This window comes from Pseudomonas sp. PDM21 (assembly GCF_014852505.2).
Taxonomy (GTDB): Bacteria; Pseudomonadota; Gammaproteobacteria; order Pseudomonadales; family Pseudomonadaceae; genus Pseudomonas.
On the sequence record NZ_CM181223.1, the window covers coordinates 2,868,841 to 2,888,022 of the forward strand.

At 67.3% G+C, this 19,182-nt stretch carries 16 protein-coding genes; 11 read left to right on the forward strand and 5 right to left on the reverse strand.

Annotated elements, in window-relative coordinates; genetic code table 11:
- Window positions 1-286 precede the first annotated feature (286 nt).
- On the forward strand, window positions 287-1,684 hold the full coding sequence (hemN, locus tag IB275_RS13415; RefSeq protein WP_192295534.1) for an oxygen-independent coproporphyrinogen III oxidase: 1,398 nt from the start codon (window positions 287-289) through the stop codon (window positions 1,682-1,684).
- 58 nt (window positions 1,685-1,742) lie between these two features.
- Here hemN and IB275_RS13420 read toward each other — a convergent pair whose 3' ends face one another.
- A complete protein-coding gene (locus IB275_RS13420) occupies window positions 1,743-3,131 on the reverse strand; it encodes an aldehyde dehydrogenase family protein (RefSeq protein ID WP_192295535.1) in 1,389 nt (462 codons plus the stop codon).
- 108 nt (window positions 3,132-3,239) lie between these two features.
- Between IB275_RS13420 and ptrR the strand changes: the two genes are divergently transcribed.
- From ptrR to IB275_RS13450, 6 genes are all read left to right on the forward strand, one after another.
- Complete coding sequence (ptrR, locus tag IB275_RS13425) at window positions 3,240-4,124, forward strand: putrescine utilization regulator PtrR (protein ID WP_192295536.1); 885 nt, start codon at window positions 3,240-3,242, stop codon at window positions 4,122-4,124.
- 81 nt (window positions 4,125-4,205) lie between these two features.
- Window positions 4,206-5,792, forward strand: coding sequence for a response regulator (locus IB275_RS13430; RefSeq protein WP_192295537.1), 1,587 nt, complete (start codon window positions 4,206-4,208; stop codon window positions 5,790-5,792).
- A 103-nt stretch (window positions 5,793-5,895) separates the two neighbouring features.
- The gene (locus IB275_RS13435; protein WP_192295538.1) at window positions 5,896-6,741 is read left to right on the forward strand and encodes a hypothetical protein; all 846 of its coding nucleotides are present in this window, start codon (window positions 5,896-5,898) and stop codon (window positions 6,739-6,741) included.
- A 48-nt stretch (window positions 6,742-6,789) separates the two neighbouring features.
- A complete protein-coding gene (locus tag IB275_RS13440; RefSeq protein ID WP_192295539.1) occupies window positions 6,790-10,971 on the forward strand; it encodes a YadA-like family protein in 4,182 nt (1,393 codons plus the stop codon).
- A gap of 50 nt (window positions 10,972-11,021) precedes the next feature.
- Window positions 11,022-11,846 (forward strand): OmpA family protein, encoded by an 825-nt coding sequence (locus tag IB275_RS13445; protein WP_192295540.1) that lies wholly within the window; start codon window positions 11,022-11,024, stop codon window positions 11,844-11,846.
- Between the two features lie 10 nt (window positions 11,847-11,856).
- Entirely contained in the window at window positions 11,857-12,726 is an 870-nt protein-coding gene (locus IB275_RS13450; protein ID WP_192295541.1) for a hypothetical protein, read from the forward strand.
- A gap of 60 nt (window positions 12,727-12,786) precedes the next feature.
- Here IB275_RS13450 and IB275_RS13455 read toward each other — a convergent pair whose 3' ends face one another.
- The 3 genes from IB275_RS13455 to IB275_RS13465 form a co-directional block, all read right to left on the reverse strand.
- On the reverse strand, window positions 12,787-13,113 hold the full coding sequence (locus IB275_RS13455) for a hypothetical protein (RefSeq protein WP_192295542.1): 327 nt from the start codon (window positions 13,111-13,113) through the stop codon (window positions 12,787-12,789).
- 5 nt (window positions 13,114-13,118) lie between these two features.
- Window positions 13,119-13,718, reverse strand: a complete 600-nt coding sequence (locus IB275_RS13460; protein ID WP_192295543.1) for an NAD(P)H-binding protein — start codon at window positions 13,716-13,718, stop codon at window positions 13,119-13,121.
- 94 nt (window positions 13,719-13,812) lie between these two features.
- Window positions 13,813-14,601, reverse strand: coding sequence for an AraC family transcriptional regulator (locus IB275_RS13465; RefSeq protein ID WP_192295544.1), 789 nt, complete (start codon window positions 14,599-14,601; stop codon window positions 13,813-13,815).
- A 143-nt stretch (window positions 14,602-14,744) separates the two neighbouring features.
- Here IB275_RS13465 and IB275_RS13470 point away from each other — a divergent pair, with 143 nt between their 5' ends.
- The gene (locus IB275_RS13470; protein ID WP_192295545.1) at window positions 14,745-15,098 is read left to right on the forward strand and encodes a VOC family protein; all 354 of its coding nucleotides are present in this window, start codon (window positions 14,745-14,747) and stop codon (window positions 15,096-15,098) included.
- On the opposite strand, the gene IB275_RS13475 is transcribed toward IB275_RS13470, so the two are convergent.
- Window positions 15,068-15,958 carry a LysR family transcriptional regulator gene (locus IB275_RS13475; protein ID WP_192295546.1) on the reverse strand — a complete coding sequence of 297 codons (891 nt, stop codon included), beginning with the start codon at window positions 15,956-15,958 and terminating at the stop codon, window positions 15,068-15,070. The two genes, IB275_RS13470 and IB275_RS13475, sit on opposite strands and share 31 nt — an antisense overlap.
- Before the next feature lie 141 nt (window positions 15,959-16,099).
- Here IB275_RS13475 and IB275_RS13480 point away from each other — a divergent pair, with 141 nt between their 5' ends.
- The 3 genes from IB275_RS13480 (at window position 16,100) to IB275_RS13490 (ending at window position 19,180) form a co-directional block, all read left to right on the forward strand.
- The gene (locus IB275_RS13480) at window positions 16,100-17,647 is read left to right on the forward strand and encodes an MFS transporter (RefSeq protein ID WP_192295547.1); all 1,548 of its coding nucleotides are present in this window, start codon (window positions 16,100-16,102) and stop codon (window positions 17,645-17,647) included.
- Window positions 17,648-17,799: 152 nt separating this feature from the next.
- The gene (locus tag IB275_RS13485; RefSeq protein ID WP_138214483.1) at window positions 17,800-18,054 is read left to right on the forward strand and encodes a hypothetical protein; all 255 of its coding nucleotides are present in this window, start codon (window positions 17,800-17,802) and stop codon (window positions 18,052-18,054) included.
- A gap of 268 nt (window positions 18,055-18,322) precedes the next feature.
- Window positions 18,323-19,180 carry a MurR/RpiR family transcriptional regulator gene (locus IB275_RS13490; RefSeq protein ID WP_138214482.1) on the forward strand — a complete coding sequence of 286 codons (858 nt, stop codon included), beginning with the start codon at window positions 18,323-18,325 and terminating at the stop codon, window positions 19,178-19,180.
- The last annotated feature ends 2 nt before the right edge of the window (window positions 19,181-19,182 follow it).

A 19,182-nucleotide genomic window follows, 5' to 3' on the forward strand; every position in this document is an offset into this window, starting at 1 on the left:
CCAGCCTAGACGCAGATCAACGGGAATTCCAAAACGAGGCGGGATATTGCTGCGAACGTGCGCAACTTGGTGTTTCGCTGTATAGAAATATAAATAGCGATGGCCATTGGATTGCCATTGCGTGAACAGACGTGCTGCCATCGATCAGCAACTACTGTAGGAGCGTGGAGATTCGTCCTGCACGACAGAACTTCTTGATCCTGCGCAGGAGGCGCGTAGCTTGAGCGGAGTATCGTGCGGCGGCGACTCGCAGCGACAGACTGCCAGCGCCTCAGGAGCCCGTGTCATGCCCGAATCGATGAGTTTCAACCGCGCGCTGGTGGAGAAGTACGACCGTCCCGGCCCGCGCTACACCTCCTATCCCACCGCGCCGCAGTTCCATGGCGCGTTCGCCGCCGACGACTACCGCGCGGCTGCCCGGCGCAGCAACCACCCCACCGACGGGAGCGCGGCCAAGCCGCTCTCGGTGTACATCCATATCCCGTTCTGCAAGAGCCTCTGCTACTACTGCGCCTGCAACAAGATCATCACCCAGAAGACCCACCGCGCCGTGGAATACCTGGACTACCTCAAGCGCGAGATCGCCATGCAGGCCGAGCTGTTCGACGGCACCCGCAAGCTCACCCAGCTGCACCTGGGGGGCGGCACGCCGACCTATCTGACCAGCGAGCAGCTTGGCGAGGTGATGGACAGCCTGCGCGAGCATTTCAACCTCGACGAAAGCGACGCCCACGAGTTCTCCATTGAAGTCGACCCGCGCACCATCAGCCGCGAGCGCATCGCCGAGCTGCGCGCCCAGGGCTTCAACCGCCTGAGCTTCGGCGTGCAGGATTTCGACGAGAAGGTGCAGGAAGCAGTCAACCGCGTGCAGAGCGAGCAGCAGGTCTTCGACCTGGTCGCGGCGGCGCGCGAGGCGAAGTTCAAGTCGGTCTCCGTGGACCTGATCTATGGCCTGCCGCTGCAGACCGTTGCGAGCTTCGACACTACCCTCAGCAAGATCATCGCCCTGCGCCCCGACCGCATTGCCGCCTACAGTTACGCCCACCTGCCCGAGCGGGTACGCGCGCAGCGGCTGATCCGCCGCGAGGACATGCCACCGCCCGAGCGCAAGCTGGAACTGCTGGAACTGACCATCCAGCGGCTGACCGAAGCGGGCTACGTCTACATCGGCATGGACCACTTTTCCCTGCCCGACGACGAGCTCACCGTGGCCCGCAGCAACGGCACCCTGCAGCGCAACTTCCAGGGCTACTCGACCCACGCCGACTGCGACCTGATCGCCCTGGGCGTGTCGTCCATCAGCAAGGTCGGCGACACCTACGGGCAGAACGTGAAGGAGCTGTCGCAGTATTACGCGCGGATCAATGAGGGCTTGCTGCCGGTGCACAAGGGCTATCGCCTGACCGACGACGACTGCCTGCGCCGCGAAGTGATCAGCGCACTGATGTGCCATGGCCGCGTGGACTACGCCCCGCTGGAGGAGCGCCACGGCATTCGCTTCGGCGATTACTTCGAGGGCTCGCTGCGGCAGTTGCGCGAGCAGGTCGGCGACGGCCTGATCGAGCTGCACGACGACGCGCTGGTGCTGCTGCCCCAGGGCCAGCTGATGATGCGCAGCGTGGCCATGGCCTTTGACGCCTACCTGGGTGGCGAGCAGCAGGAGCGCTTCTCGCGCACTATCTGACGCTGGTGACAGATGCACAAAGGCCCACCTGCGAGGTGGGCCTTTGCGTTTTCAGCGCTTAGCGGCGATCGACCCACACGGTCTGCGCGTTGCAGAACTCGCGCACGCCGAAGTGCGACAGCTCGCGACCGAAGCCGCTCTTCTTCACGCCGCCGAAACCGACGCGGGCATCGCTGGCGCTGTAGCCGTTGATGAACACGCCACCGACGTCCAGCTCGGCGCTCATCTGCCGGGCGCGGGCGAGGTCGGCGGTGAACACCGTGGCGGTCAGGCCGAAGTCGCTGTCATTGGCCAGTTCCAGCGCGTGGCGGGCGTCCCTGGCGCGGATGATCGAGGCCACCGGGCCGAACAGTTCCTCGCGGAACGAGGTCATGTCCGGCGTCACGTCCGCCAGCACGGTGGGCTGGTAGAAGTTGCCCGCACCTTCGGCCTTGCCGCCGCCCAGCAGCAGGGTGGCGCCTTCGGCCAGGGTGCGCTGTACCTGGTCATCCAGCTCGTCGCGCAGGTCATAGCGGGCCATGGGGCCGACGTAGGTCTGCGCCTGGGTCGGGTCGCCCATCAGCAGTTCGCGGGTCGCGGCGAGGAAGCGTTCGGTGAAGGCGTCGGCGATGCTGTCCTCGATGATGAAGCGCTTGGCGGCGGCGCAGACCTGTCCGGAATTCTGGAAGCGTCCCGCGACGGCGGCCTTCACGGCCACGTCGAGGTCGGCATCGGCGAGCACGATGAAAGCGTCCGAGCCGCCCAGTTCCAGCACGCACTTCTTCAGCGCGGCGCCGGCCTGGGAGCCAATGGCCGAGCCGGCGCGTACGCTGCCGGTGACGGTGACGGCGGCGATGCGGTCGTCGCGGATGGCCTGGGAAACCAGGTCGTTACCGACGTTGATCACCTCGAACACGCCGGCCGGGAAGTCCGCCTGCTGGAACGCCTGCAGCATTCCGTAGGCGCTGCCCATGACGTTCGGTGCGTGCTTGAGCACATAGGTGTTGCCTGCCAGCAGCGCCGGCACAGCGCCGCGCAGCACCTGCCAGATCGGGAAGTTCCACGGCATCACCGCGAGGATCGCGCCCAGCGGACGGTACTCGATCCAGGCGCGCTCGTGCTCCACGCTGGTGGGCTCCGGGGCGAGCATCTGCGGGCCGTTGGCGGCGTACCAGTCGCAAAGGCCGGCGCACTTTTCCACTTCGCCACGGGCCTGGGTGATGGGCTTGCCCATCTCGGCGGTGATAGTGGCGGCAAGGGCATCGGAGTTGGCGCGCAGCGCCTGGCCTAGGCGTACCAGGGCGGCGGCGCGCTGCTCCAGCGGGGTGCGCTTCCAGGTCGCGTAGCCCTGTGCTGCGCGGGCCAGGGACTGCTCAAGCGCCTGCGCGGACTCGAAGGCGTAGCTGTCGATCACCTCGCCGGTGGCGGGATTGCGGGAGATCGCGTGGGTTTGCGGGGAGATGCTCATGGCTCGCTCCTGGAGGGTGGGTTGCAGGAAGTGGAGCCAGTGTCGCGTTGAATCATGCTTATGAAAACTGAATAATAATGACGATTACGCTCTCGTTTGGAGAATGAAATGGACCTCGTCCAGCTGGAAATCTTCTGCGCCGTGGCGGCCCACAAGAGCATCGCCGCCGCCGCCCAGGCCATGCACCGCGTGCCGTCCAACCTGACCACGCGGATCAAGCAGCTGGAAGCGGACCTGGGCGCCGACCTGTTCATCCGCGAGAACAACCGCCTGCGCCTGTCCCTGGCCGGGCACGACTTCCTCGTCTACGCCACGCGCATCCTCGGCCTGGTGGAAGAGGCGCGGGTGGTGGTGTCGGGCAAGGAGCCCACGGGGCGCTTCCCCATCGGCTCGCTGGAGAGCACGGCGGCGGTGCGCATCCCGCGCCTGCTGGCGCGCTACCACCAGCAGTACCCGAAGGTGGAGCTGGACCTGTCCACCGGCCCGTCGGGCGACATGATCGACGGGGTGATCGCCGGCGAGCTGATCGCCGCCTTCGTCGACGGGCCGATCAAGCACCCGGCGCTGGACGGCGTGCCGGTGTTCGACGAGGACATGCTGGTGGTCGCGCCTTCGCACCACGCGCCTATCCAGCGCGGCCAGGATGCCGACGGCGAGATGATCTACGTGTTCCGCGACAACTGCTCTTACCGACATCACTTCGAACGCTGGTTCGCCGCTGACGGCGCGGCCCCCGGCGCCATCCGCGAGCTGGAGTCCTATCACAGCATGCTCGCCTGCGTGAGCGCGGGCGGCGGCCTGGCGGTGATGCCGCGCAGCATGCTGAGCAACATGCCCGGCAGCGCCTCGGTCAGCGCCTGGCCCATGAGTGGCGACTTCGCCCGGCTGAACACCTGGCTGATCTGGCGCAGCGACTCGCGCTCACGCTCGCTGGAGCTGTTCCGCCAGTTGGTCGACGAGCAGGCGGCGGCGCTGGACATGGCGGGGGGTTGATCTTCTCGATAAAGGCGCTGCGTGGAGGGTCGGTGGTGCCTATGCTGTTGCGGACGGAAACCGGCTCGGAGCAGGGTAGCTATGGCCAGGGTTTTGCTCGCGGATGCGACACCGATAGTGCGCGATGCCTTGCGCACGTTGCTGGAAGAAATGGGCCACGAGGTGGCGGCAGAGGCGATCGATGTGCCCAATGCCCTGAGCCTGGCGCGTGAAGCCCACCCGGACCTGGTAGTCCTCGAACTGAACCTGCCGGGGGCAGGCGGGCTCGACCTGCTGCGGCGCCTGCGCGCTCGCGATGCCCGGCAGAAGGTGCTGGTCTACAGCCGGCAGAACCCGGCGCATTTCGCCCCGCTGTGCTTCCAGGCCGGCGCCAGTGGCTTCGTCAGCAAGCATGAAGACACCGCCCTGCTGCGCAAGGCCATCGCCGATGTTCTCGCCGGCCGCGGTCACTTCGCCCGCGAGCACATGCAGTCGGGCCCCGAAGATGTGCTGGGCGGCCTGACTCCGCGTGAATTATCGGTGCTGCAACTGATCGCCGAGGGGCAGTCGAACGTGCGTATCGCCGAGCAGCTGCGCATCAGCTTCAAGACGGTCAGCACCTACAAGGCGCACCTGCTGGAGAAGCTGCGCGTTGGCTCCAACGTCGAGCTGGCCGATATCGCCCGTCGTGCAGGCCTGGTAGCGGAGTATCCATCGGGTGCGGCGGTGGCCGAAGCGCTGCCCGCCGAGATCGGCATGCTGCGCGAGCTGGTCGATGCCGCGCCCAACCCGATGTTCGTGCGGGGTGTCGACAGTCGCCTGCTGTTCTGCAATCAGCGCTTTCTCGACTACCACCGGATCAGCGTGGACGAAGCGCTCGGTTCCCGCCTGGCCGACAGTCCCTGGCTGCCGCAACAGTACCGCGAAGTCTTGCCCGAGAAGTTCCAGGCACTGGTCGAGAAAGGTGTGCCGGTCACTGCGACATTCCGCGTCGATCTTGCCGGCAGCCACCATGTGGTACACGCCTGGATGGTGCCTTGTCGAGACTCCGGTGGGCAGCCGACCGGAGTGCTCGGCGGCTTGCAGGACATCACCGACAGCGAAGGCGAACTGCTCGAGTGGCGCGACCGCGCGCTGGCCGCCGAAGCCCGGTTGCATCGCATCCGCGAAATCGGCACGGCGGCCCTGGACGAACTGACGATGCACCTGGCAGGGCTCGAATTGCATCCGGCGACGCCAGGCCTGACCGGTGTCTTCGAATCACTGCGCCGGCTCAGGAGCACCAGTAATCCGCGCGAAGACCACCCCGCACCGGCACTGTTGCCGTGTGACCTGAGCCCGGTCATCGAGCGTTGCCTGGCGGCGTATCCCGATTGCCGTTTTGCCGACCATTGCAGCGAGCCGCTGCATGGCTGGCTGGATGCCGAGCTTTTCGCCCATTGGCTCTGTGGCGCACTGGAGCTGCTTGGCGAGCCGGAACAGGTCACGCTCGCAGCTCGAGCGGTGCGTCAGGGGCAGTTGCTGGTGCGTCTGGAGCTCAGCGGCCTGGGAGGAACCGGCAGCGTCATCCTGCAGCAGTACGTCCAGCGCCTGGCGCAACGGATGAATGCCCGGATGGGGGCCGAGCGGAACGCGGAGCGTCTGGCCATCGACCTGGAGCTGGAGCTGGTCCTGGCAGCACCCTCCTGATTGCGGAACAACTCTGATGCCGGGGCGGGGAGGACTCCTAGTTCGCTCCGCACGCGCCATTCCTAGCATGACGGCAACTCGAATATTTACAGGAGTTGCCGCCATGAACCCTCTCTCGAAAATCGCCGATCGCAGTCGCTCCGGCAAGCTTTCCACCATCGCCCTGGCATTGCTGGTCGCCACGGGGTCGGCCCTGGCCGGCCCGGCGCAACCGGTGCCGCAGGCGCCCGCGCAAACCGTCGCACAACCCCTGGTGCTGCTGGCCCACCAGCAACTGCTCGAAGGCGACCTCGCTTCGGCCCAGGCGCTGCTGCGCGAAGCCGGCGCGCAAGGGCAGGGCGGTAGCCGCGCCCTGGCCGAGCAGGCCTTCATCGAGGATGCCGGCGGCCGCCACATGCGCGCCCGGCAGTTCTACGACGCCCTCAAGGGCAGCGACCAGGCGGCGGTGATCGCCTTGCCGTCGGCAGTGAACCTGGCCGCGCTGGGCCGCTTCGAGCAGGCCGGCAAAGCCTTCGCAGAGCTGCAGAAGACCTCCCCCAATCCGCAGGTCCAGGCTTACGCCGGCCTCTGGAACCTCTGGGTAACCGCCCGCCAGGCCAGCGATGCCGGAGTCAAGCCGGCCGTCACCAAGGCGCGTGTGGAGAAACTCGCCCGTGCCATCAAACCGGTCGACGAGCACCAGCGCGCCATGCTCGCGCTGTTCCAGGGCAAGTCCGACAGCTCCGCGGTGTTCGCCCAGATCGATGGCCTGCAGGCCCCCGACGCGGTCAAGCGTGACCTGCGCACCGAGGCCGGATTGTTCGCCGGTGGCTACCTCGACTACGTCCGCCAGGACCATGCCGGCGCACTGCGCCTTTACGAGCGCGCGCTGCAGCAGTCGCGCCCGACGGCCATGGAACGCCCGCAACTGATCCAGTCCAGCCGCGCCCTGCAGCTGTCCTCCCGCTGATTTCCCTTCGCAGAAATCCGGGGGCAGCGCCCCTGGAAGGAGCTTCTCATGAACAGGATTTATCGTCTGGTGTGGTCGCGCAGTCGCGCTGCCTGGTGTGTTGCCTCGGAGCTGACCAGTCGCGTCGGCAAGAGTGGTCATCGCGGTGCCGGCGCGGGCCGTCCGTTAAAGCAGGCCCTGTCTCTGCTGGCGTTGAGCGTCGGCCTTGCCGTCAGCGGGATGGCCGGTGCGGTGGCAGGTAACCCCGGTCTGTACGTCAACGACAGCACCGATCCAGGTTGCATCTTCGTGCATGACACCGGTGCCACTGGTAGCACGGGCTGGAAGTATGACGGCCCCGACAGCGGGAACGAAAACTGTCTTTCCAATGACAAATCGACCCAGACTGGCCGGGTGCTGTTCTATGGAACCGGCTCCCAGGCGGATGGCAGCAACTCGCTGACCCTGGGCAACGAGCTCTACGTCAACGGCGGCCGAATCGGTCTGAACAACAAGATCGATGGCAGCAATTCCATGGCCATCGGCAACGTCAACGATGCCAATGGCACCAGCGCCACTGGCGCCGATGCCATCGCCATCGGCAACAACGCCCAGAGCCTGAGCCAGGATGCCAGCGCCTTCGGGACAGGGGCGAAGGTCGGCAGCGAGTCGAGCCAGGGCCTGGCCGTGGGCAACAACGCCCTGGTGCAGGGCAGCAAGGGCATCGCCATCGGCAACGGCGCGCAGACCCTTTCCAACGACGCGCTCACGCTGGGCAATGGCGCGACCGTCAATCGCGGCGCCACCGACAGCATGGCGCTGGGCAACAACAGCCAGGTTGCCGCGGACGCCAACAAAGCGACAGCGCTGGGCTTCGGAGCCAATGCTCAAGCTTCCCGGTCCACGGCGCTGGGCGAAAGTTCGGTGGCGGGTGCAGCGGGCTCCGTTGCGATGGGCAGCGCTGCGAAGGTCGGCCAGAGCGCCACCGACAGCCTCGCGCTGGGTAGCGGCAGTCTGATCGCCGACGGTGCCCAGAACGCTGCAGCCCTTGGCAAGGGCGCGACTGCCAATGCCAACAACTCGCTGGCTCTGGGCACATCCGCCGTGACCGGCGCGACCAATTCCGTAGCGCTGGGCAGCTCTGCCGTGGTCGGTACCAACTCCAGCAATGGCCTGGCCCTGGGGAGTAGCAGTCAGATCGGAGTCGGCGCGAGCAACACGGTGGCGTTAGGTACAAAGGCAATGGTCGGTGACCGTGCCAGCAACGGCATGGCGCTGGGCAACGGCAGCAGTGTAGGGATGGATGCCAGTAACGCAATTGCCCTGGGCAACGCGAGCTCGGCCAGTCGCTCCAACTCGGTGGCCATCGGCAATGGTGCGCAAGCCAACGGGCTTAACAGCATCGTGCTGGGCGCCAACAGCACCAGCACTGCCGGCAGAAGCATACGCACGGAAACTGCCTACGTTCCGACTGGCGCCACCAGCGTTGCTGGCAGTGTTGCCGACAGCGAATTCTCCATCGGTCATGCCGGCGACACCAGCAACGCTCCGATCGTCCGCCGCCTGACCAACCTTGCCGCTGGCGCGCAGGATACCGACGGCGTCAACGTCAGCCAGCTGAAAGCCCTGGGCGAGCAGGTGGCCGACGGCGACGCCGGCGCGGTCAAGTACGAGCGCGATCCGGTCACCGGCAGCATCAACTACAACAAGGTGGTGATGCAGGGCGATACCTACAACTCGTCGACCAGGACCGGCGGCACCAGGATCACTAACGTCGCCCGTGGTGCGGATGACAGCGACGCGGTGAACATGTCGCAGCTCAACGAGACCAACGAGAACGTCACCAACGTCGATAACCGCGTCACTCAGGTCGACAACCGAGTCACCCATGTCGACAACCGGGTGAACAACGTCTTCGGCAACGACAACGATGCCAACGTCGCCGAGAACGGACGTGGCATCCGCTACGTGCGCACCAATGACGAAGGGCTGCAGGTGGACGACGCCTACGCCAAGGGCCAGGGCTCCACGGCGGTCGGTTATCAGGCTCAGGCGACTGGCAAGGACGCCCTGGCGCTGGGCCGCAATAGCAACGCCAGTGCCGACAACAGCGTGGCGCTGGGGGCGGGCAGCACCACCACGGCCAATCTCGGCCATCCAGCGTACATGGCAGGCGGCTACCCGGCGATGGGCAATGCTAACGGTGAGGTCTCCGTTGGTTCCTCCGGAGCCGAACGCCGCATCACCAACCTCGCCGCTGGTGCCGATGACACCGATGCTGTGAACGTCTCGCAGCTCAGGGGCGTTTCCGAACGGGCCGAGCAACTGAGCCAGGATGCGCTGCTCTGGGACTGGGGCAGCAACAGCTTCAGCGCCACCCACCACGGCAACGGGCCGAACAAGATCACCAACGTCGCAGCCGGCGATATCAACGACAACTCCACCGATGCAGTGAACGGTTCGCAGTTATCCGCGACCAACACTCAGGTGACGCACCTGGGTGGCCGCGTCACCAACGTGGAAGGAGATGTCTCCAACCTGGGCGACCACGTCGAGAATATCTACAACACGGGCACCAAGTACTTCCACGCCAACTCCACCGGCACTGATTCGGCGGCGCTCGGCCAGGACTCCGTCGCCATTGGCATGGGCGCGGTGTCCAGCCATGACGGCAGCGTGGCGCTGGGCGCAGGTTCCGTCGCCGATGGCAGCACCCTGGGACATCAGGCGTATCTGGTGGGCGGCAGTGCGACAGGTGAAGTCAATGTCGGCAACCGCCGTGTCACGGGTGTCGCGGCAGGCGCGGATGAGACCGACGCGGTGAACGTCTCGCAACTCAAGGGTGTCTCCGACCGCACCGACCAACTGAGCCAGGATGCGCTGCTCTGGGACCCGACCGCCAATGGTGGCAAAGGGGCCTTCAGCGCCAACCACGGCGGGCGCGGGCCGAGCAAGATCACCAACGTCGCCGCCGGCAATATCGACGCTACCTCCACCGACGCAGTGAACGGCTCGCAGCTGTACGAAGTGACCACCCAGATCAACAACATCACCCTGGGCGGCATCAGGTACTTCCACGCCAATTCGCAGAAACCCGACTCCATCGCCAGCGGCGCCGATTCCATCGCCGTCGGCCCGGCCGCCCAGGCTTCCGGGAGGTCCTCCCTGGCCATGGGCGATGGCGCCAATGCCAGTGCCAGCAACGCCAGCGCCATCGGCAGCCATGCAACCGCCAGCGCTGACAGCGCCACGGCGGTGGGCACCGGCGCCAGCGCCACTGGCAGTTCCTCGGTGGCCATGGGCGAGGGTGCTGCCGCCACCGGCGAGCGCAGCTCGGCCATCGGCGCCGGAGCCAGTGCCGAGGCCGCGAACAGCGTGGCCCTGGGCGCCGACTCGGTGGCCGATCGCGATAACAGCGTCTCGGTGGGCAGCGCCGGCAACGAACGGCAGATCACCAACGTCAAGGCCGGCGAGGCCGACACCGATGCGGTCAACGTCTCGCAGTTGCGCGACCACGGCAACACGGTCAACAGCACCATCAACAACGTCGACAACCGCGTCACCCAGGCGAAGACCGACATCACCCAGCTGCAGAACGGCACCGATGGCATGTTCCAGGTGAACAACAGCAGCAGCCTGCCCAAGCCGCGCCCCACCGGCACCGATGCGGTGGCCGGCGGCGCGGGAGCGGAGGCCTCGGGCAACAACAGTGCGGCCATCGGCACCCGCGCACGGGCCCGCGGCGCCAACGCCACGGCCCTGGGCAACGGCTCCAGCGCCCAGGCGCAGAACTCGGTGGCACTGGGTGCCAATTCGGTCGCCGACCGCGCCAACAGCGTCTCGATGGGCAGCGCCGGCAACGAGCGGCAGATCACCAACCTCGCCGCCGGCACCGCGCCGACCGATGCGGTGAACGTCAGCCAGCTGCAGCAGAGCATGGGTGACATCTCCAACCAGTTCTACGACTACACCGACTCCCGCTACAACGCGCTGCGCCACGACCTGAAGAAACAGGACGACATCCTCAGCGCCGGTATCGCCGGGGCCATGGCCATGGCGACCCTGCCGCAGCCGCACTCGGCCGGGGCCAGCATGGCCACCGTCGGGCTGGGCAACTACCGCGGCCAGGGTGCGCTGGCGATTGGCGTCTCGCGCATCTCCGACAACGGCAAGTGGGTCACCAAGCTGCAGGGCAGTACCAGCAGCCAGGGTGAAGCCGGCGTCGCCGTCGGTCTCGGTTACCAGTGGTAAGTCATTACGTCGCGGCCCGGCTCCGGTCGGGCTGCGCGAAGGAGGTCAAAATGAACACTTTCACCATCCGCAACCTGTGCACCCTGGCCCTGGCCTGCAGCGGACTGCTGCTGGCAGCCTGCGGCAGCCACAGCGTGGTCGATGCCCAGGGGCATAGTGCCGATCCGCAATTCCCCGCGATCAGCGATTCCTACCGCCCGCAGGGCAGCTACGTGAACCTGGAAAACCTCGGCAAGGTACAGCCGGGCATGGGCAAGGCCCAGCTCTACGAACTGCTCGGCACCCCGCACTTCCAGGAAGGCCTGTTCGGCGTGCATGAATGGGACTACGTCCTGCGCTTCCGCCGTCCGGGCCAGCAGGACCTGGTCTGCCAGTACAAGGTGCTGTTCGACAAGGACATGCAGGCGCAGACCTTCCTGTTCTCGCCGGCCGACTGCCTGGATCAGGCCCAGCCGGCCCCGGCTCAATCACCCGTGACGGCACCGGCTGCTTCGCAGCGTGTCACCCTCGGCGGTGACGCCACTTTCGCCTTCAACAGCGCTGAACTCAGCCCTGCCGGCCGCGCCAGCCTGGCGCCCCTGGCCGAACAACTGAAGGCGCAGCAGCCATCGCAGATCAGCATCACCGGGCACACCGACCGTCTTGGCTCGCCGGCCTACAACCGCGAGCTGTCGCGGCGCCGTGCCGAAGCGGTGCGCGAATACCTGGCCGCCGCTGGCGTGCCGTTCGCCTCGATGCACGTACGCGGTGCCGGGGCCGCTGAGCCGGTAGCCGATTGCCCGGACCTGCCGCGCACCCAACTGATCAACTGCCTGGCGGCCGACCGCCGGGTCGTCATCGAATCCAGCGCCGCTGCGGCGCAAGCCCACGAGTGAGGAACACGCCATGAACATCCAGAGCAAATGGTTGACCGCGATGCTGATCCCCGTCTGCCTGCTGGCCGGCTGCAAAGGCTCCGACCAGACTCCCGCCAGCGATGCCAAAGCCAGCGCCCAGCAGCACCTGGGCACGCTGGACTATCCAGCCCTGCCGATCATCCGCAACGCCGTGTTCAGCATGAGCCCGCTGGTCGGCGGCAAACGTAATCCCGCCGTAATGCAGCAGGTCTGCAGCCTGGCCCGTGGCGAAGCCACCCAGGCGGAAGTGGACCGTTTCGTCGCCGCCAGTGGCGAAAGCACTGCCGGCCTGAAGGAGAAGGGTGGCGTCACCGCGCTGCTGGTCAGCGGGAACCACACCGGCCAGCAGATCGCCTGCGCCGCCTACCTGGCTACCACGCCGCTGATCCAGGTCGATGGCAACGAGTTCATCGCCCCGGACAAGGGCGCCGACGGCAAGCTGCAGGTCGACCAGGCCCGCCTGGGCGAAGTGATGGCCGTGCGCATGGCGCTGGCCCGCACCGATGCCGAGTACTTCACCCTGATCGCCGAGAAACTGCAGCAGACCCCCGGTCTCACCGATGCCCAGTATCAGTCACGCACCCGCGAGCTGTTCTCCGAACTGGCGCCGGCCTACCTCAAGCGCGTGAAGCAGCAGATGCCGCCGGCTGGCACCCGCTTCGACCTGAAGCAGATGGACAGCGAGCGCTTTGCCTTCAGCACTTCCAACGGCGGCGAGTACGAATACACCAGCGACGGCATGACCCTGCGCCAGGACAACATCACCTGGTACGGCGATGGCCAACTGATGGGCCAGCCGCATACGCTGCGGGTGGCCTATTACCCCCACGCCGTCACTCAGGTCGTGGATCACCCCTGAGGCCTGAGGGGCGCGACGGGCGGTGGTCCAGGCCATCGTCCGCCGTCGCACCGCTTTCACTCATCTCCCCGGCCGGCTGTCGCTGCCGCTTTCGCGCATGACACGGCGCAATCCATACGCCACTCCCGCCCCCAGTATTCCGCCCAGCAGTGTGGCAAGCAGCTGCGCCAGCAGGCCGATGGCGCTGTGGATGCTCATGCTCCGCAGGTAATTGCCCAGCTCCGGCCACAGTGCGAGCCAGAGGCCGACGAACACCAGCACCAGGTCGTACCAGATACCGCTGACGCCGGCCGGGCGATAGCCGCGCACGAAGAGGATGAAGGCGCTGAAGGCCAGCGCCAGTAGCAGGGTGCCGAGAAACTGGCTGAGTGCATCGGGGCCGGACATGGCGGCTACTCCTCGCCGCTGCGCAGGCGCAGGCACTGGCCGCTGTGCAGGCTCAGCTGCATCTCGTCCAGCAGCGCCTCGGCGTAGGACAGCGCCAGGGCGGAGTCCTCGGCGGATGCGCTACCGGCGCGACTGAAGTCGTCGATGCGCAGGCCTTCGGGCATTGGCGGTGCCTCCACCAGTGTCCAGTCCAGACCGCTGACTTCGAGGCTACGGGCGAGGCCGGCGCCGAGCTGTTCCTGGTCAGCATCGGCAGGCTCCACCAGCCAGCCCCAATGGCCCACCAGCAGAAGGCGCGGGACCTCCGCGCGCAACGCACCGTCGATCAGTGCGCCGCACTGCGGCGGCAGCTCCTCCGCCGGCTGGTCGGCGAGGAAGGCGAAGACTACATCCAACCCCGAAACGGCCTGGCTGACCACGATGGACGAGTCCAGGCTGCCCAGCTTGCAGCGCAGGCCGGGGCGCGCACGCAGGCGGTTGAGGTCGTCGAGCAGCACGGTGACCTCGTGCTGGCGTTGCAGGGCGCCGGCGATCAGCGCCTGGCCGAAGCTGCCCGAGGGTTTGAACAGTCCCAGCTTGAGGGTCGGGGTTTCCAGGTTGTGCATGGAGGCTCCTTCGACAGCGTTGGTTCGACGGATGCGACATGTGCATATCGAAGGAGAGGGCCGGCGAGGGTTCAGTCCGATTGCGCCAGCGGTGTTACGCGGTCACCGCAGTGCTGTCCGCCGAGGCCTGGTAGCTGCTGGGCGCCACGCCCAGGCTGCGGCGGAACATGCTGGAGAAGGCGCTCGGGCTGTCGTAGCCCAGCTCCAGCGCCACGCGGGTGACCGGGTTGCCCGCCGCGAGCCGGGTGACGGCGGCAAGCAGGCAGGCCTGCTGGCGCCAGGCGCCGAAGGAGAGGCCGGTCTGCTGGCGGAACAGCCGGCTGAAGGTGCGCGTGCTGCAATGCAGCTCGCCGGCCCAGCGCTCCGCGGTGACGTCGATGGCCGGTGCGCGCAGGAAGTCCCGGCACAGCTCCAGCAGTCGCGGGTGCGCCGGCAGCGGTGCGAACAGCGGCAGGCTCGGCGCCTGGCGCAGCTCGTGGAGCAGCAGGCGGATCAGGTCGCCGTCGCGGCCGTGCTCGTCGTGCAGCGCCGGCACCTCGACGCTGGCCAGCAGCAGGTGATGCAGCAGCGGCGAGACGGTCAGCGCCTGGCACAGCAGGGTGTCGCGCACCGGCACCTGCGGGTCGATGTACAGGCTGCGTGTGCTGACCCCGCGCATCAGCACCCGATGCTGCTTGCCGGCGGGAATCCACACGCCGCTGTAGGGTGGGATCACCCAGGCGCCGTCCTCGGTTTCCACCTCCATCAGCCCGCTCATGCCATAGAGGAACTGCGCTCGGCGGTGGGCGTGGGGCTTGAGCAGCGTGCCGAGCGGGTAATCGGTGCCGATGGCGAGCACAGCGCGGTCGACGTCGTCGACACTGGCGAGGGGGATGTTGAGCATGGCAGCGAGTCTGGCTGAGTCGCGATGATTATTCGTCAATCGGCGTAAAATGGCCAATCAGCCTGCGGTCGACCGGCGCGGTGCGCTTTGCTCGCGGGGATTTGCCGTAGGATCAGGCCGACATGACTTGCCAGGAGGCGACTATGGGTATCCGCGGAAACGACCGTCAGATCGACAACATCGAGTTCAACGTCAGCGACATCGCGCGCAGCAAGGCCTTCTACGCCAGTGCGTTCGGCTGGCGCTACACCGACTACGGCCCCACCTATACCGAGTTCAGCGACGGCCGCCTGACCGGCGGTTTCACCACCGGTGAGCCGGTACGCCCCGGCGGCCCGCTGGTGATCCTCTACGCCGACGACCTGGCGCAGACCCAGGCGCGCCTCGAAGCCGCCGGCGCCACCATCAGCCGCGCGACGTTTGCCTTCCCCGGCGGCCGGCGTTTCCATTTCATCGACCCGGACGGCTACGAGCTGGCGGTGTGGTCGGCGGACTGAGCCCGGACCTGTTCGATATAGCGCCGCACCAGCGGTGATTTCTCGAAGCGCCGGTGCAGCAGTGACAGCCACGAGCGCGGCGCGCAGTCAGCGAGCGGGCGGTAGTTCACCTGCGGCAACTGCACCCGGCGCACCACGGACTCGGGGACGATGGCGACGCCGCGGCCGAGGGACACCAGCGCGATCACCGCGACCAGGCTGCCCGGCTGCTGGCCCAGGCGCGGGGCAAAGCCGCCGGCGCTGGCCACTTCCAGCGTGCCGGAGATCTGCTCCGGGAGGATGAAGGTTTCACCACTCAAGCGCGCGGCGCGAATCTCCGGCAGCTCGTTGAGGCGCGAGGAAGCGGGCAGGGCGAGAACGAAGCCTTCCTCCTGCAGCGCGATGGCTTCCAGCTCCTCCGGCAGGCTCATCGGCGAGCGCACGTAGGCGAGGTCGAGCGTACCGTCGCGTACTTGCGCCGGCAGTTGCGCCATGGGCGCTTCGCTGATGTCCAGGTCCACCGCCGGCAGAGCGCGGGTGAATTGCTCGACATGCTGCTGCAGCACGCCGGAGTAGGCCGCTGAGGCCACGTAGCCCAGGCGCAGATGCCCGGTTTCGCCCCGGCCGGCGCGCTGCGCGCCCAGTTGCGCGGCGTCGAACTGGCGTACCGCGAGTCCGGCTTCCGCCAGCAGGGCTTCGCCGGCGGCGGTCAGGCGCACCTCGCGCTGGCTGCGCTGGAACAGCAGCACGCCCAGTTCCTTTTCCATGTCCTGGATCTGCCGGCTCAGGGTCGGCGGGGCGATGCCCAGTTGCTCGGCCGCGCGGGTGAAGTGGCCGTGGTGGGCGACGCTGAGGAAGTAGCGGAAATGACGGATTTCCATGTTCGTTAGTCGCAGGCTAATGACGAAGGCCGCCGTGGCTAACAAGCCCGGCGCACGCGGGCGTTACCGTTGAGGCAACACTACAAGGCTGACGCGGCGAGGGCAAAACCCGGTGCGCCGGCCAACGCGGGAAGCCTTGCCATGTCCGACCCTGTGATTCGCCCACGACCCTCCGCCCGTTTCACCCTGCTGACCGCCTCGGCGGTGTGTGCGCTGATCATCCTCGACACCAACATCGTTGCCGTTTCGCTGCCGAGCATCGCCCGCGACCTGTCCGGCTCCTTCGCCGATATCGAGTGGGTGGTCAGCGCCTACCTGCTGGCCTTCGCCGCCTGCCTGCTGCCCGCCGGCAGCCTGGCCGACCGTTTCGGCCGGCGGCGCATGCTGCTGCTCGGGCTGGTGCTGTTCGGCGCAGCCTCGCTGGCCTGCGGTGCGGCGCCGAGCCTGCTGTTCCTGGATATCGCCCGCGCCGCCAAGGGAGTCGGCGCCGCGCTGTTGCTGACCTCGGCGCTGGCCGCCATCGGCCATCGCTTCCACGAACCCGAGGAGCGCCTGCGCGCCTGGGCCTTCTGGGGCGCGTGCATGGGCGCCACCATCACTTTCGCGCCGCTGCTGGGCGGGGTGATATCCGCCACCCTGGGCTGGCGCTGGATCTTCTACCTCAATCTGCCACTGGTAGTGTTGCTGGGGGTGATGGCGCTGCGCAGCATCAAGGAGTCCCGCGACAGCGCTGCCGCGCGCCTCGACCCGCTGGGCAGCCTGACCTTCGCTGGCGGCCTGGGCTACCTGATCTGGGCGCTGATCGATGGCAACCGCGTCGGCTGGGACAGCCCGCCGACCCTCGCGCGGTTGCTGGTCAGCGCCGGTCTGCTGGGTCTGTTCGTGCTGGTGGAGCGCAGCCAGGCGCGGCCGATGATCGACCTGCGGCTGATGCGCAGCGGTCGCTTCATCGGCGCCCTGCTCGGCATGTTCGCCTACGCCGCCTGTGCCCAGGTGATGATGACCCTGCTGCCGCTGTACCTGCAGAACGGACTGCAGCTGTCGGCGGTGGCGGCGGGCGCGGGGATGCTGCCGTTCGCCGTGGCGATGCTGCTGGCGCCAAGGGTGGGCATGCGCCTGAGTGGGCGCTTCAGCCCGGCGCGGATCTTTGCCTTCGGCCTGGTGCTGGTCGGTGCGGGCAACCTGCTTTGCGCGCTGGCGGCCGGGGAGGGCGGTTACCTGGCCTTCGCCCTCGCCAGCCTGGTGCTGGGTGCCGGCGCCGGGCTGCTCAACGGCGATACGCAGAAGAACATCATGGCCTGCGTGCCCCGCGAGCGCACCGGGATGGCCTCGGGGTTGAGCACCACCACGCGCTTCGCCGCCATCGTGCTGGCCATCGGCATTCTCGGTGGCATCCTGGCCGCACGCAGCGCCCAGTTGCTGCGCGACGCACTGGCAAAGCTTGCCCCTGCGCACCTGGACAAGGCTGCCGAGATGGCGACCCGCGCGGCGGCGGGGGACTTCACGGCGGCGCTGTCGCTGGTCGATCCGACACTGCGCAGTGCGCTGGCGCCCGCTGTGCGCCAGGCCTTCATCGGCGGTTTCGAGGGTGTATTGCTGGCGGCGGGCGTCGCGGCGCTGGTGTTCGCGGTGCTGGTGGGCACGCTGCTCAAGCGGCCGATGCCGGCGCATGAGCCGGTGCCCGCCTGAAACGGCCGTTTGTCCGCTAGCCGGCGGGACGGCGGTGGTTGCCGGAACTGTGGTTCGTCCGGCCGGGTCAGGAATCAGGAAGAGTGCGCGTTGTGCGCCTCGTCGCCGCCATCCAGAGCAGAACGGGCCGTCCACGGCCAGGGGGGAAACACATGCAGCAGTCAGTCGAGCCGGAGTTCATGGCACCCAGTGAGTACCTGACGTCCACGGGTGTCGCCGTGTTGATGTCGCCGCGATACATCGCCCCGGGCAAGGTGGGAGAAGTGCTGCTGTCGCTGGCGAAGATGCCGGCCGGCGTGTCGCCGCTGGACGTGGTGGTCGGCCCGTGGGAGTCCCACGAGGAAGCCTTCCAGGCGTCCCATGACGCGGCCGAGCGCTGGGTCGAGCGCCTCGACGAGGGCGTCTGACGCAGCGGCGCGCTGGTGGCGCCGTTCCTGCGAATCGTGGCTGGCGCCGCCTTTTCCCACTTCGTTCATTCAGCCTGACTGCCGTCGCCGACGACGTTCGAAGCACCTGCCAACACGCCCCGCCTATTCACTGGAAAATCGCAGGCGAACGTCTACGTCGCCACGCTGAAGTCGTGCGCCTGCAATTTGTAGTGAATACTACAAAAAATACGTATTGAAAGTTTATGAAGCACATTATACAAATGGCGCCATAACAAGAGGCGCCACCATGCTCACACTCAAAGATCGCCTGAACACCCCGGAAGTCGAGCTCACCAAGGCCGAGCGCAAAGTCCTGCGCGCCTTGCTCGACGACTACCCGCGCGCCGGCCTCGGACCGATGTCGCGCCTCGCGCGTCAGGCCGGGGTCAGTGATCCCAGCATCCTGCGTCTGGTGAAGAAGCTCGGCTTCAGCGGCTATAGCGACTTCCAGAACGCGCTGATGGCCGAGGTGGACGACCGCCTGCGCTCGCCGCGCACCCTGCTCGCCGGGCGTCGCGAAGGCATGAGCCGCGACGATGTCTGGTCCAACTACCTGAGCGACGCCAGCGAAGGCATCCAACGCACCCTGGCGCTGACCCAGGCCGACGACGTGCGCCTGCTCGGCGACTGGCTGCTCGACCCCAAGCTGCGCGTGCTCTGCCACGGCGGCCGCTTCAGCCGCTTCCTCGCCGGTTACCTGGTGGCGCACCTGCGCATGCTGCGCAGCGGTTGCCTGTTGCTGGACGACGGCGCCGCGCTGCCCGACCAGCTGGGCGACATCGACCGCCAGACCCTGGTGGTGGTGTTCGACTACCGCCGCTACCAGGCCCAGGCGCTGGGCGTGACCCGTGCGGCCAAGGCCCGTGGCGCCCGCGTGGTGCTGTTCACCGATATCTACGACTCGCCGCTGCGCGAGTTCGCCGACCTGATCATCAGTGCCCCGGTGGAATCCCCATCGCCCTTCGACACCCTGGTGCCGACCATGGCCCAGGTCGAGGCGCTGATCGCCAGCCTGGTAGCGCGCATGGACGGCCAGCTCGACGAACGCCTGGAAGGCATCGACCACCTGAGAGCTGCCTTTGGCAGCCACATCCTCGAGGAATGACC

Bases quoted from the DNA above. Each gene is read 5' to 3' on its own strand.
- IB275_RS13450 (WP_192295541.1), top strand. From the start codon at position 11,857: ATGAACATCCAGAGCAAATGGTTGACCGCGATGCTGATCCCCGTCTGC.
- IB275_RS13475 (WP_192295546.1), bottom strand. From the start codon at position 15,958: ATGGAAATCCGTCATTTCCGCTACTTCCTCAGCGTCGCCCACCACGGC.
- IB275_RS13445 (WP_192295540.1), top strand. From the start codon at position 11,022: ATGAACACTTTCACCATCCGCAACCTGTGCACCCTGGCCCTGGCCTGC.
- IB275_RS13485 (WP_138214483.1), top strand. From the start codon at position 17,800: ATGCAGCAGTCAGTCGAGCCGGAGTTCATGGCACCCAGTGAGTACCTG.
- hemN (WP_192295534.1), top strand. From the start codon at position 287: ATGCCCGAATCGATGAGTTTCAACCGCGCGCTGGTGGAGAAGTACGAC.
- IB275_RS13420 (WP_192295535.1), bottom strand. From the start codon at position 3,131: ATGAGCATCTCCCCGCAAACCCACGCGATCTCCCGCAATCCCGCCACC.
- IB275_RS13490 (WP_138214482.1), top strand. From the start codon at position 18,323: ATGCTCACACTCAAAGATCGCCTGAACACCCCGGAAGTCGAGCTCACC.
- IB275_RS13440 (WP_192295539.1), top strand. From the start codon at position 6,790: ATGAACAGGATTTATCGTCTGGTGTGGTCGCGCAGTCGCGCTGCCTGG.
- IB275_RS13480 (WP_192295547.1), top strand. From the start codon at position 16,100: ATGTCCGACCCTGTGATTCGCCCACGACCCTCCGCCCGTTTCACCCTG.
- IB275_RS13465 (WP_192295544.1), bottom strand. From the start codon at position 14,601: ATGCTCAACATCCCCCTCGCCAGTGTCGACGACGTCGACCGCGCTGTG.
- IB275_RS13455 (WP_192295542.1), bottom strand. From the start codon at position 13,113: ATGTCCGGCCCCGATGCACTCAGCCAGTTTCTCGGCACCCTGCTACTG.
- IB275_RS13430 (WP_192295537.1), top strand. From the start codon at position 4,206: ATGGCCAGGGTTTTGCTCGCGGATGCGACACCGATAGTGCGCGATGCC.
- IB275_RS13470 (WP_192295545.1), top strand. From the start codon at position 14,745: ATGGGTATCCGCGGAAACGACCGTCAGATCGACAACATCGAGTTCAAC.
- IB275_RS13435 (WP_192295538.1), top strand. From the start codon at position 5,896: ATGAACCCTCTCTCGAAAATCGCCGATCGCAGTCGCTCCGGCAAGCTT.
- ptrR (WP_192295536.1), top strand. From the start codon at position 3,240: ATGGACCTCGTCCAGCTGGAAATCTTCTGCGCCGTGGCGGCCCACAAG.
- IB275_RS13460 (WP_192295543.1), bottom strand. From the start codon at position 13,718: ATGCACAACCTGGAAACCCCGACCCTCAAGCTGGGACTGTTCAAACCC.